General features: G+C 41.0%; 13 protein-coding genes. 7 read left to right on the forward strand and 6 right to left on the reverse strand.

The window, feature by feature from the left end; all coding sequences use genetic code 11:
* The first annotated feature begins 908 nt into the window (after nucleotides 1–908).
* Together OC25_RS21860 and OC25_RS21865 are read left to right on the forward strand one after the other, a co-directional pair.
* Nucleotides 909–1,874: a lipid A deacylase LpxR family protein gene (locus OC25_RS21860; protein WP_039480604.1), complete on the forward strand. Its 966-nt coding sequence runs from the start codon at nucleotides 909–911 to the stop codon at nucleotides 1,872–1,874.
* Nucleotide 1,875: 1 nt separating this feature from the next.
* Nucleotides 1,876–2,985 carry an acyloxyacyl hydrolase gene (locus OC25_RS21865; protein WP_039480607.1) on the forward strand — a complete coding sequence of 370 codons (1,110 nt, stop codon included), beginning with the start codon at nucleotides 1,876–1,878 and terminating at the stop codon, nucleotides 2,983–2,985.
* Here OC25_RS21865 and OC25_RS21870 read toward each other — a convergent pair.
* From OC25_RS21870 to OC25_RS21880, 3 genes are read right to left on the reverse strand one after another with little or no spacing between them, the layout of a single operon-like run.
* Nucleotides 2,982–3,341 carry a CoA-binding protein gene (locus tag OC25_RS21870; RefSeq protein ID WP_039480610.1) on the reverse strand — a complete coding sequence of 120 codons (360 nt, stop codon included), beginning with the start codon at nucleotides 3,339–3,341 and terminating at the stop codon, nucleotides 2,982–2,984. The genes OC25_RS21865 and OC25_RS21870 overlap by 4 nt on opposite strands.
* 34 nt (nucleotides 3,342–3,375) lie before the next feature.
* Nucleotides 3,376–3,843: a DinB family protein gene (locus tag OC25_RS21875; RefSeq protein ID WP_039480613.1), complete on the reverse strand. Its 468-nt coding sequence runs from the start codon at nucleotides 3,841–3,843 to the stop codon at nucleotides 3,376–3,378.
* Nucleotides 3,844–3,876: 33 nt separating this feature from the next.
* On the reverse strand, nucleotides 3,877–5,418 hold the full coding sequence (locus OC25_RS21880; protein ID WP_039480617.1) for an NAD(P)/FAD-dependent oxidoreductase: 1,542 nt from the start codon (nucleotides 5,416–5,418) through the stop codon (nucleotides 3,877–3,879).
* 374 nt (nucleotides 5,419–5,792) lie between these two features.
* Here OC25_RS21880 and OC25_RS21885 point away from each other — a divergent pair, with 374 nt between their 5' ends.
* From OC25_RS21885 to OC25_RS21905, 5 genes are all read left to right on the forward strand, one after another.
* A complete protein-coding gene (locus OC25_RS21885) occupies nucleotides 5,793–6,374 on the forward strand; it encodes a LemA family protein (RefSeq protein WP_039480897.1) in 582 nt (193 codons plus the stop codon).
* A gap of 82 nt (nucleotides 6,375–6,456) precedes the next feature.
* Nucleotides 6,457–6,900, forward strand: coding sequence for a TPM domain-containing protein (locus OC25_RS21890; protein WP_039480621.1), 444 nt, complete (start codon nucleotides 6,457–6,459; stop codon nucleotides 6,898–6,900).
* Nucleotides 6,900–7,688 carry a TPM domain-containing protein gene (locus tag OC25_RS21895; RefSeq protein ID WP_039480624.1) on the forward strand — a complete coding sequence of 263 codons (789 nt, stop codon included), beginning with the start codon at nucleotides 6,900–6,902 and terminating at the stop codon, nucleotides 7,686–7,688. Before OC25_RS21890 ends, OC25_RS21895 begins: the two co-directional genes overlap by 1 nt.
* A 100-nt stretch (nucleotides 7,689–7,788) precedes the next feature.
* Nucleotides 7,789–8,178 carry a hypothetical protein gene (locus OC25_RS21900; RefSeq protein ID WP_039480626.1) on the forward strand — a complete coding sequence of 130 codons (390 nt, stop codon included), beginning with the start codon at nucleotides 7,789–7,791 and terminating at the stop codon, nucleotides 8,176–8,178.
* Nucleotides 8,179–8,218: 40 nt separating this feature from the next.
* A complete protein-coding gene (locus OC25_RS21905) occupies nucleotides 8,219–8,767 on the forward strand; it encodes an NUDIX hydrolase (RefSeq protein WP_082018686.1) in 549 nt (182 codons plus the stop codon).
* A gap of 111 nt (nucleotides 8,768–8,878) precedes the next feature.
* Here the strand turns inward: OC25_RS21905 and dnaA are convergent, their stop codons facing one another.
* The 3 genes from dnaA to OC25_RS21920 form a co-directional block, all read right to left on the reverse strand.
* Nucleotides 8,879–10,309 (reverse strand): chromosomal replication initiator protein DnaA, encoded by a 1,431-nt coding sequence (gene dnaA / locus OC25_RS21910; RefSeq protein WP_025145530.1) that lies wholly within the window; start codon nucleotides 10,307–10,309, stop codon nucleotides 8,879–8,881.
* Nucleotides 10,310–10,818: 509 nt separating this feature from the next.
* Nucleotides 10,819–12,366, reverse strand: coding sequence for an acyl-CoA mutase large subunit family protein (locus tag OC25_RS21915; RefSeq protein ID WP_039480630.1), 1,548 nt, complete (start codon nucleotides 12,364–12,366; stop codon nucleotides 10,819–10,821).
* 170 nt (nucleotides 12,367–12,536) lie between these two features.
* The gene (locus tag OC25_RS21920; protein ID WP_039480633.1) at nucleotides 12,537–13,067 is read right to left on the reverse strand and encodes a DUF7935 family protein; all 531 of its coding nucleotides are present in this window, start codon (nucleotides 13,065–13,067) and stop codon (nucleotides 12,537–12,539) included.
* Between the last annotated feature and the right edge of the window lie 35 nt (nucleotides 13,068–13,102).

The following is a 13,102-nucleotide window of genomic DNA, read 5'->3' on the forward strand; positions in this document are numbered from 1 at the left end:
CAGTACTTCATTAAACCCGCTTTCGCTACATTGACATCTCTTTTAAGAACTTATTCGGCATTAACCTCACGGTTGCCTTTTATATATCTTCGGGTTTCAGTTCCAGAAAGTCTTACTTGTCTTTCTTATGTTTCGTCCGTTTCAATCTTTTTTGTTTGCCTCCTGCGACATCCGCCGCTTCAGCTTTTTTACCCTTCCTTATCGTTGGGAGTGCAAAGGTAGGAATCTTTTTTTAACTTCCAAATAAAATAATTTTTATTTTTTCGTTCTTCTTTTTTCCTTCTTCACTATTTCAATACGCTGGTTTTAATCAGCTCCCCGTTCCTTCCGAAGCGGGCTGCAAAGGTAACAATCTTTTCTCATCTCGCAAGGATTATTTTAAAATAAATCCTACTCCCCTTTTCCTATTGCCAGCTTTTCAGTTATTGTCCTCTCCTTCCGAGCGGGTTGCAAAGGTAGAAAAAATTAATACCCACGCAAAGGGTTTGGGATGTTTTATGGACAGGTTTAAGCTAATCCGATGGTTTACAGGATGAAATAATATTCATCGGGATAAAACAATTGGGGATTTGGGCTGTTTTGTATGGATTTTTAGGAGCAGGCCCGCTGTTTTTTTACCATTAAGGGATTAAGAACATTAAGGTTTGAGGCGCGTTTTTTATTTTTAGACGCTTTGAGGGGGTATTTTGCACCGGATGTGCCACCTAAACCCGACCGGCGCGGAAAACCCGCATCCCGATATTTCAATCGGGAGAGGATTTGCAGCAAGGGCGGGACTACTCAAACCAACGAAGCACAGGAACTTGCTTTGCTGATAAATCGGGATATAATTAGAGAATGGTATAACTATCGGGATATTGAACAATAATTAATACTTTTACCGCTTTAATAAATCATCCTTATTATTAATGAAAGTTGCGCTTAAAACCTACTTGCCTTTGCTCTTGATCTTTATTGCAAAGTTTAGCCAGGCTCAGAGTTACAAAAACGAGCTGGTTGTTATTACCGAGAACGACGCTTATATAGATATTACGAGCGACCGGTATTATACCAATGGCTTTTTTATTAAATACAGGCATGCTTTAAACGCCGAAAACCTGAAGGCCGGCCGGAGCAAAGAAATAATTGGTTTTGAACTGGGCCAGAAAATATATAACCCTTATTACAGTTTTGCCCCAAACCCTGCCCTGCACGACCGCCCATTTACCGCCTATTTATATGGCGAGGCCAATTACAGCAGGTTTTACCAAAATAAGCAGTTATTAAAGGTTACAGCGCAAGTTGGTCTTACGGGAAAAGATGCCCTGGGCGAAGAATTTCAAAAAACCTATCATAAACTGGTTGGCCAGAACGAAATTGCCGGTTGGGAATACGGACTAAACAGCGAACCTACTTTAAATCTGGGCATAGAATACAACAAAAGACTGCTCGCTACTCCTAACCAAATATTTGATATGACCGGAACTGCTTCGGCAGCGGTGGGCAATGTAATAACCAAAGCAAATGTAGGCGCACTGCTTAGATTAGGAAAATTTAATGAGATGGATGGCTCAGCTGCTTTTAACAGTTTAGTAAGTAATAGCAATAAAAGCAATGCTAAACGTAAATATGAGCTTTTCCTTTCGGTGGCCCCTCAATTACATGCTGTAGCCTACGATTCGAGCTTGCAGGGAGGATTGTTTTTGAATGATAAAGGTCCTATTACCTTTAAACCGAAACCCATCGTATTTACCACACAGCTGGGCTTAACCTTTGCCATTGCGCGCTGGACAGCCAATTATACGGCCACCTTTACTTCAAACGAAGTTAAAAACAGCGCAACGGGATACCGATATGCTTATTATAGTCTTGCTTACCGTTTCAGTAAAAGTTAATATGAAAAAACAATTACTCTCTTTGGCCTTAGTTTTTACAGGCTTGTCTTTTACTAAAGCGCAAATTGCTCCGGAAAACCACTCCATTATTTTTAAACCGGTATTCGGTACACACATCAATAACGATCAGGGGCATTTGTTTCAGGACCAGATTACAGGATTTGATGCAGCCTATTTCAAAGACATTAGTCAAAACAGCGACAAATGGATTGGCTTTAGTGGAGCAAAATCTTACGGAATTGGTTTCATTTTCAGAGATCTGAGCAAATTGAAAGGCACTAAAGATACTTCTGCCAATGCATTTGGTCAGGTTTACGGAGCAGTATTACAACTTGATTTCCAACTATTTAAAATTGGAAAAGCCAAGTTTAATTTTACACCGGGAGTGGGTTTGGGCTACACCAACAAATACTACTTCAATAATACGAAAAACCGTTTCCTGGGTAGTCCGATTAACGAAACCATTAAGGCCGATCTGGGTATGGAACTGCCGCTAAGTAAGTACACCGATTTAATGGCTGGCTTCGGTTTCCTGCACGTATCAAACGGTGGCGCAACCGTGCCAAATGGTGGCCTGAATACCGGAAATGTGTATATCGGACTAAAACTGGGCAACCCAAAAGAACTTACTGCCGAAAGAAAAAGTACGTATACCACCCTGCATCGAAACTCTATTGAGCTTAGCGCAGGTTTAGGCGCCAGAGGTGTATTTGGAGATAACAACAAAAGCCTTTATAAAAGCGGGCTATATGCAGGTTATAACTTCTATTTAAACGATATCATGTCGCTAAAGGCGGGGGCTGATGCGGTGTATTATTACAGCGTTTTTGACCCTAATCGTTTTGGAGAAACCTTTCAGAACTACGGTACTTCTTATGATAGATGGCGCACAGGGTTGAGTATTGGCGCAGATATTAACTTATGGCGTGTTACCGTCGCTGCACAAATCGGGAAATATATCCATTACAACAGACTAATGGAAAAAGCAACCTGGTACTGGACATTTGGCCCAACTTTTAACATTACCCCACATATTGGTTTACAGGCTAAAACCTATATGCACTTTGCACAGGCAGATTATGTAAACTGGGGCGTGGTTTACCGTTTTTAATATTGGCCGGTGGTTAACAAAACCAAGGTACAAGCTTCAACAGGCTCGATTTGATGCTGAATTAATACTTCTTCAAGCTCTGGATTCTCAGTACCCGGGTTAAAAATAACCCGTTTGGGTTTAGTTGCCAGAATATACTCGCGATATTGTGCCTGTAACGGACGCCCTATATACAAAGTGATGGTATCAATATCGCTATGAATGTGGCCGGGTTTTTCGATTTCGACACCTGCAACTGATCCTTCTTTAATGCCCACATTAACAATTTCGTGATTAAACCGCTTAAGCATATGTGCAGCTTTGTATGAATAACGTGATGGATTTGGCGACGCGCCTATAATAAGTGTTTTATTCATCTTTTACAGATTAGTGATTAGGCTAATAAACGGGCTAGAATTTAGAAAGCAAGGCTATTTGCCCCGAATGGTAAGCATGGTGCTGGGCTAAACCACTTAAAAGCTCGGTATTGGTTACTCCGGTTCCTAAAGCCGGATTCCTTTCATCTTTCACTTCATCTTCCCAATGGCTGGCTTTCATATTTTCTGCAATTCGGATCAATTCTTCGTTAGCCACTTTAAAATTAAAAATAATCTTTTCCCAGCCTTGCGGTGTTTTACTTTCAGGCAAAGGCCAATCGCCACGTTCTGGCTCAGCAGCAGGCTTTCCGGTTAACCGCGAAGTTACTTCTTCAGTCCATGCAGTTAAGTGCAGGGCGATTTCGGCAATAGAATGCGCGCCTACGATAAAATGCTTAAATGCCCTTTCAGGATTGACATTATTTAAAGTTTGCATCACATGGTTACCATGCCAGGCATCGCCATTAAAAGCTTTTTTTATTTCGTTGGTAATATTAAACATAACCAAACAACAACCTGTGTGCTATAAAGTTTGTTAAAAGGCTGTCAATATTGCATTTGCACAGTTAATACCATCAATAGCTGCCGAGACAATTCCACCGGCATAACCTGCCCCTTCGGCACAAGGATAAAGTCCTTTGATTTGCGGATGCTGGTAAGTTTCCTTATCTCTGGGAATACGTACCGGCGAAGAAGTTCTGCTCTCTACGCCTATCAAAATGGCTTCGTTGGTATAGTACCCCCTAATTTTCTTGCCGAATAAAGGCAATGCTGCACGCAAACTATCGGATACAAAATCGGGCAGAATATTATCGAGCATCGCACTTTTTGTGCCTGGCAGGTAAGAGTTTTTAGGTAAATCGATAGATAATTTATTGTTTACAAAATCAACCATCCGTTGTGCCGGCGCAACCAAATTACCTCCACCAGCTTCGAAAGCCATTTTTTCTATCTCTGATTGAAAATTAAGCATCCGTAGCGGATCGTAGCCCTGCACATCGTTTAAGGTAACCTGAACTACAGTACCTGAGTTGGCGTAAGGATTATTTCGTTTAGATGGCGACCAACCATTCACCACAATTTCGTTTTCGCCGGTAGCACATGGTGCGATAATACCCCCAGGACACATACAGAAAGAAAATACGCCGCGGCTCCCCACCTGCTCTACCAAACTGTAATAAGCTGGCGGTAAAAATTCTGACCGGATATCGCAATGGTATTGAGCCGAATCTATAATTTCCTGCGGATGCTCTATCCGGACACCCAGAGCAAAAGGTTTTGCTTCGATCAGGATGTTTTTCCTGTTCAGCAATTCGTACACATCGCGGGCTGAGTGACCGGTTGCCAGAATAACATGATCGGCAAAAAGTTTATCCTGAAAATTAATTTCGATACCTTTTACCTGGCCATGTTCGGTTAAAATATCGGTCATCTGACTATCGAACATCACCTCACCGCCTGCATTTAAGATGGTATCTTTTATGGCTGTGATAATGTGTGGTAATTTATTGGTACCAATATGTGGCCGGGCATCAATGGCGATATCGGGCTCGGCACCGTGGCTTACAAAAACCTGAAGTACTTTATTAATATCACCACGCTTGTTAGAACGGGTATATAGTTTACCATCTGAGTAAGTACCGGCTCCACCCTCTCCATAACAATAGTTAGATTCGGTATTTACTACCCCTTGCTTGTTAATGGCGGCTAAATCGCGACGGCGCTGTTTTACATCTTTACCACGCTCTACGATAATGGGCTTTAAACCGTTTTCGATACATTGTAAAGCTGCAAACAAACCTGCCGGGCCTGCCCCAATGATGATAACCGGTTTAGCCGAAGCAACATTAGGGTAATTAACGGTATAAATTTGCGGAACAACTTCTTCATCAACGAAAGCCCTTACCTGTAACCTGAAAATAACTTTACGGGAACGGGCATCTATGGATCTTTTGAGTATTTCGTAGCCTTTAATTCTTGTCAGTGGCAGTTTAAGGCCATCAGCAAGTTTCTGTTTAATCACTTCTGTTTGCTCTACCTGGTTTGGGAGCAAAGTAATTTCGATGTCTTTTTGCATATCATGTCGGGTTTTTATCCCGAATTGCTACAAAGATAAGCATCTGAAAGCATATTTGGTGATTTGCTGAACTTAGATAAAGTTTTCCGGGCTACTGCATGAAGTATTTAGCCCTGATCGGAGCGGGCATCCCGATTCATCGGGATAAAGCAGAGAGCAGGAACATCCGCTAAAAAGTGTGGAAGCCCCTGCGCTTCAAGGTAAAGAAGTCAAAATTGATGGTTATTTTTAAAATAAGAGAAACTGAATGCAACTGATAAGGAGCTTGCCAACCTGACAGATAAAAACGTAAACTGTAACAAAGGCATGCAATTTGATATCTAATTCGTAAATTGAGCAAAATCAATTGGATTAACACAACAAAAACCATAAAAATGAAAAGATTAATATTTGGGATTTTAGCTGCAGTAATTGCAGTAAGCACTTTAAGCTCATGCGGGTATAATAGCATGGTTAAACTTGATGAGAACGTAAAATCGAAATGGGGAACGGTTCAAACCCAATATCAACGGAGAGCAGATTTAATTCCGAACCTGGTTGCAACGGTAAAAGGCGCTGCCAAATTTGAACAGGGAACTTTAACAGCGGTAACTGAAGCACGTGCTAAAGCTACCCAAATGACGGTTAAGGCTGATGAGTTAACGCCAGAAAATATTCAAAAATATCAGGCTGCACAAGGTCAGCTGAGCCAGGCTTTAGGTAAATTATTGTCGATTACCGAAAATTATCCTGAGTTAAGGGCTACCCAACAGTTTAGCGATTTATCTGCACAACTGGAAAGTACAGAAAACAGGATTACTGTTGCCCGTAAAGATTTTAACGATGCCGTACAGGAGTACAATGGCAAAATCAGATCTTTCCCTACTAACTTAACCGCCGGTATGTTCGGCTTTAAGCCAAAAGGTTATTTCGAAGCTGATGCAACTGCCAAAGATGCACCTAAAGTAGAGTTTTAATCTTTTTAAGCATAACATTTAAGGGTAGTAAATGTTTATCTGAACATTTACTACCCTTTTTACTTCACCATAAATTAAGCACATGTCGTTATTTTCGGATATTGAACAGGAAAAAATAGCCAATGCCATTGCCGATGCAGAAAAAGCTACATCGGGCGAAATCAGGATTGCTATTGATAAACATTGTGAGGCTGATCCTTATGAAAAAGCCATCGAATACTTTGTTAAACTGGATATGGATAAAACAGCCAGAAGGAATGGGGTACTGATTTATCTGGCACACGTTGACCGTAAATTTGCCGTTATCGGCGATATAGGAATTAACCAGCTGGTACCTGATGATTTTTGGGAAACCACCAAAATTGCCATGACAGCACATTTTGCCAAAGGCAATTTAGCCGATGGTATTATTGCGGGCGTAACTTTGGCCGGAGAAAAACTGGCTTTGTTTTTCCCACCGCAAAAAGGCGATATTAATGAATTGCCTAACGATATTGTTTTTATGGATCGTCAAGAAAATAAGTAATGAAAAAAATATTTCTTTTATCGTTACTGGCTTTATTGTTCAACTTTGCTTTTGCGCAGGATTATCCCGAAAAACCCAACACCCTGGTTAACGATTACTCGGGTGTTTTATCTGCCGAGCAAAAGCAGGCCCTTGAAAATAAGCTGGTAGCTTTCGATGATTCTTCATCTACACAAATTGCCATCGCGATATTAAAATCGGTAGGCGATTACGACATTAACGAATATGCCGTAAACCTGGGCCGGAAATGGGGCGTTGGCCAAAGTGGAAAAAACAACGGCATTATGATTGTTGTGGCTGTTGGCGACAGAAAAATCTCTATTCAAACCGGCTACGGCGTTGAAGGCGCACTGCCCGATGTTTACGCCAAGCGGATTATTGATAATGACATTAAGCCAGAGTTCAGGGCCGGAAATTATTATGCCGGACTGGATGCAGCAACAACCTCAATTATTAAATACACCAGAGGCGAATATAAAAACGATAACCCCAGGGTTGCCAACAGGAAAAGCGGCGGTGGTGGTGGCAGCATCGTTATCGTAATTATTATCATTATCGTAATTCTGATTATCATGAGAAGAGGCGGTGGCGGTGGTAGCGAGGTAATAGGAGGTCGTGGTGCTTCTAATGCCTTATTCTGGGCCATGCTTTTTGGCAGCGGCGGCGGTGGTCGCGGCGGCTGGGGTGGTAATAGTGGCTGGGGCGGTGGCTCTTCAGGAGGAGGCGGCGGCTTCGGTGGATTTGGAGGCGGAAGCTTTGGCGGTGGTGGCTCTAGCGGAAGCTGGTAGCACCATCAGTTTAATTGTTCATTGGTTCATTAGTCAATAGTTGATTGTCTATAAACCAGAACTTTCCAACTTTAAAACAGCTTTTAACTTTACAACAACCATGTACAGAAAAGATTTAATTACAGCAGAAATACAAAAACTGGCAGAAGTGCTGGCCCGCATTATGGGCTTAAAACTGGAGGGTAAATTTAAAGAAGCCCAGTGGCTGTTTAACGAAAGTATGGAGAAAAGTTTCGTCTTGCCGGTAAACCTTTTGGAAGGAGCTGATTTAACCGCTTTTGAAAAGTGGCTTAACGACAGCGATCTTGCTCCTGAAAAGCTGGATTCGCTTAGCGAATTTCTTTATTACGAGTTGGGAATTAGCGCTGAAAGGAATTTAATTATCGCACCAAAATTAAATTTAGTGTATCAGTTTTTATCAGACCGGCATAAGATTGTACATTTGGTTAACCTGCACCGTCAGAAAACGATACAACAATACTTACGCTAAGCGTCTTGCTTGTGGCGTATAAAAATTAATAATGAAACAGATGATTATAGAAAAGTGGCAGAAAATTGCCTCTAAATATTTAGTACGGGAAAAGTGGGCTACTTTAAGGGTAGATGAGGTTAAACTACCTGATGGTCTAATTAAAGACGATTACTACGTTTTAGAATACCCCAACTGGGTTAATGCTATTGCCTTAACCGAAGCAGGAAAAATTATTATGGTACGCCAGTATCGTCATGCGGCCGATATTGTTTCGCTCGAAGTACCGGGTGGTGTAATTGACGGTGACGAAGCGCCAGAATTTGCCATTAAACGCGAGCTTTTGGAAGAAACCGGATACAGCTTTAAAACCTGTAAATTAATTGCTGAACTTTATCCCAACCCTGCTACTGCAAACAACGTCACTTTTACCTACCTCTTAACCGGGGGTGATAAAACGCATGAACAACACTTAGATGAACATGAAATTTTAAATGTAGAAGAATATACTGTTGACGAAGTAAAACAGTTAATTAGAGAAAATAAGATTGCCCAGGCTTTACACGTTGCGGCTTTATTTTACGGGCTCGAAGAAATAGCCAAAGGTTAATAAAAATCTGAGATAGGCCCCTTATTCCTATCTCAGATTTTACAGGTAAAAAAAGCAGCCAGATTTTGAACATCTGGCTGCTTTTTTATTGAACAATAAACTTGTAAAAGCTTAGCTCATTTTTAGTTTTTTCTGGATATCGTGTACGTAAGCTTTAAACTTTTTATCGGTATCGATTAAATCTTCTACCGTTTGGCAAGCATAAATTACGGTACTGTGATCGCGGCCACCAAAGAAAGCACCAATTGTTTTCAATGATGATTTGGTATGGCTCTTAGAAAGGTACATCGAAATCTGACGCGCCTGAACAATTTCACGTTTACGTGTTTGCGATTTAACCATATCAACCGGAACTTCAAAATACTCGCAAACCAGTTTCTGGATGTACTCCATTGAAATTTCTTTCGAAGTATTTTTGATAAAGTTCTTCAGCATTTGTTTGGCTAATGCTAAATCGATTTCTTTTTTGTTCAAAGTAGCTTGCGCCAGCAATGATACCATAGCACCTTCCAGCTCACGCACGTTGTTATCAATGTTGTGCGCTACATACTCTACCACCTCGCCTGGCAACTCAATACCATCAGCATACATTTTCTTTCTTAAGATAGCAATACGCGTTTCAAGATCCGGAATTTGCAAATCGGCAGATAAGCCCCATTTAAAACGGCTTAACAAACGCTCTTCTAAACCTGCTAAATCTTTTGGCGCTTTATCAGAAGTTAAGATTACCTGTTTACCCGATTGGTGTAGGTGGTTAAAGATGTGGAAGAAAATATCCTGCGTTTTTTCTTTTCCGGCAAAGTTGTGCACATCATCCATGATGATTACATCCATAGCCTGGTAAAAGTTAACGAAATCGTTAATGGTGTTGTTCTTTAATGAATCAACAAACTGCTGGCAAAATTTCTCGCAGCTAACATAAATAACCAGCTTATCTGGCATGCTGCGTTTAATCTCATTTCCGATGGCCTGCGCCAGGTGGGTTTTACCCAAACCTACCCCACCGTAAATCATTAAAGGGTTAAAAGATGTACCTCCTGGTTTTGCAGCAACAGCGTAACCTGCCGAGCGTGCCAAACGGTTACAATCTCCCTCAATGTAATTTTCGAAAGTGTAGTTTGAGTTTAATTGTGGATCAACGTTTAATTTCTTTAATCCAGGGATAATAAATGGGTTCTTAATATCCTTATTAATGGATACCGGAATCGGCATCGATTGTACCTTTGCCTCCGCGCCATTTCCATTTGAGGGCATATTGGTGGTATAAGGATTACCGCTGTTTGATGATTTATCTACAACGATATTATATTCCAACCTGCCATCCTCTCCAAGTTGTTTTTTTACCGTCTTGCGTAGCAAGCCAACATAGTGCTCTTCAAGCCATTCGTAAAAGAATAAACTTGGCACCTGTATAGTTAGAACCTTACCTTCCAATTTAAGGGCAGTTATTGGCTCGAACCAGGTTTTGAAACTTTGGTTCGGGATGTTATCCTTAATAATTTGGAGACAGTTCTTCCATACTTCTGTACAAGTTTTTTCCATTGCGATTTCTGTAATTTATTGGTTTTCAGTTCCGATTCGATATAAAGGGACGGTCCGTTTCGGGACTACGAATATTGAGAAAATTATCAACATTTTAAACAAAAATTTCAAATAAATCGTAACCCTCTGATAAGGAATAAAGTAGGTTGCTTAACCTCAATTTTTTATGTTAATAACTATTTATTAACACTGGTTATCCACATTTACAATTATTTAACGCGTTTGTCTCCGGTTAATTTCAAATCACCCTTAAAAAGCAAATTCCAAGCCATTTTAGGCATCATTTGCCAATATTGCGCTAATCAACACACGAAAACACTGATAATCAAAGCGCTACAAAGTATAAATAATATGTCGTTTAAATACGCGCTTCAGGCTATCTGCTAATTAAAACCTGTAATACTTTTTTTGTAGCTATTATCTGACAGTGAACTGGTCATTTTGATTGAAGCTTATCACTGCTCATCATCCTTCAGATCAGCTGATTATTAACATCACTAAATATGATTTTAATAAACGCCAAAGGTGTCGCGCAGCACATCAGCAATCTCTCCGAGCGTGGCATACTTTTCAACAGCATCAATAATCAAAGGCATTAAATTGGTGTCGCCCCGGGCAGCTTCTTTTAATAAACGCAGTGCTTCATCTACCGCAGCCTGATTGCGCGTTGCCCTGAGCTGCTCCAGCTTTTCGCTTTGTAGTTTACGGATAGCATCGTCGATATTAAAAACTTCGGTTAAGCTTTCTTCTTCCTGCGTAAATTTATTTACCCCGACCGAGATCCGCTCACCACTTTCAATCTCTTTCTGGTACTGGTAGGCTGCATTGGCAATCTCATTTTGCATGTAATCGCTTTCAATGGCATTAACCGAACCACCCATAGCATCTATCCGGTCGATATATATCCAGGCTGCTGCTTCAACTTCATCAGTTAAATTTTCTACAAAGAATGAACCTGCCAACGGATCAACGGTATCCGTAACTCCGCTTTCAAATGCAATAATCTGCTGTGTACGCAGGGCAATTTTAGCTGCCGATTCGGTTGGAAGCGAAAGCGCTTCATCGTAACCATTGGTATGCAGCGATTGTGTACCACCCAAAACTGCCGCCATAGCCTGATTGCTCACCCTGATTACATTGTTTAATGGTTGCTGAGCCGTTAAGGTCGAACCTCCCGTTTGGGTATGAAACCTGAGCATCTGGGCTTTTTCGTCAGTAGCGCCCAAATCTTTGGTAATTTTGGCCCACATGCGCCGCGCAGCCCTGAATTTTGCAATTTCTTCGAAAAAGTTATTGTGGCAGTTAAAAAAGAAAGATAACCTTTTGGCAAAAACATTAATGTCTAAACCTTTGTTTAAAGCTGCCTTTAAATAGGTTTTGCCATTGGCAAGCGTAAAAGCCAGTTCCTGCACAGCTGTCGAACCCGCCTCACGAATATGGTAACCCGATATAGAAATGGTATTCCATTTAGGTACCTCTTTGCTGCAAAACTCAAAAATATCGGTTATTAAGCGCATCGATTGTTTGGGCGGATATATATAAGTACCCCTGGCAGCATACTCTTTTAAAATATCGTTTTGTATGGTTCCCGAAATTTGCTTTAAATCTGCACCCTGCTTTTTAGCCAGGGCAATGTACATGGCCAGTAATATAGATGCAGTTGCATTAATCGTCATCGAAGTGGTAATGTCCTGCAGCTTAATACCTTCAAACAGAATTTCGATATCCTGAAGCGAATCAATAGCCACCCCTACTTTCCCAACTTCGCCATCTGCCATATCATGATCAGAATCGTAACCTATCTGTGTAGGCAAATCGAATGCAACCGACAAGCCTGTAGTTCCCTGAGCCAGTAAATAATGATAACGCTTGTTTGATTCTTCTGCAGTAGAAAAACCGGCGTACTGCCGCATCGTCCACAAGCGGCCGCGATACATATCTTTTTGTATGCCCCGGGTAAATGGATATTGCCCGGGTTGCTCTTCCATTGGCCTTGCCGAAGTATACAGCCCTTTTATTTCAATGCCTGATGTAGTGGTGTGTTTCTTCGTGCTCATATATTTGGTTTATTGGTCATTGGTTCATTGGTGAGGCAAACTGCCAACTTTAAACTGCATACTGTATTATCGGTAATTGCCTCCAACTCCAAACGCTCAACTCCAAACTTATTCAGTAGTTCATTAGTCATTGGTTCATTTGTAACTGCCCATTGGAAACTGCGTGATGCTTAAAACAACCGGGCAATATCTTTCTTAATCAACGCTAATGTTAAATCGTAAGGATTTTCATCAATAGTAGCCATGTGCTGCAAAATAGCTTTGCTCAGTTCAATTCCGTTCGATCCGGCAGACAAACCCTGTACAGCATTATTAATCATACCGATGGTATCATCTTTCAATTTACGCACTACGCCCCAGGTAACCGCATCTACATATAACTGCTGGGTAATGTTGTGCTGGTATTCTGCACGGACTTCACTTAAAATACCGGCTTGCAAAGTAGCTAAATCAATACCTTGCTGATGGAGACGCACCAACAGGTTAGCCGGGTTAATCCGGTCAACAAAGATGATTAAACGCTCGTGTGCCTGTAACCTTAACGGTAAAATATGCGCCCTTGTTTCTTTATTCAGCTCTATGGTTTTTAAATTAAAGAAACGCTGTATATCGCCCTTTAAAATATAATAAACAGCCATTAGCGCACCAAAAACGCCTGCAAATAAGATCACTACATCAATTAAAATCTGTTGGGTATTCATAAGTATTGTTTATATACGGTAATATTAGCTGACCG

Source organism: Pedobacter kyungheensis, assembly GCF_000812965.1.
GTDB lineage: Bacteria > Bacteroidota > Bacteroidia > Sphingobacteriales > Sphingobacteriaceae > Pedobacter > Pedobacter kyungheensis.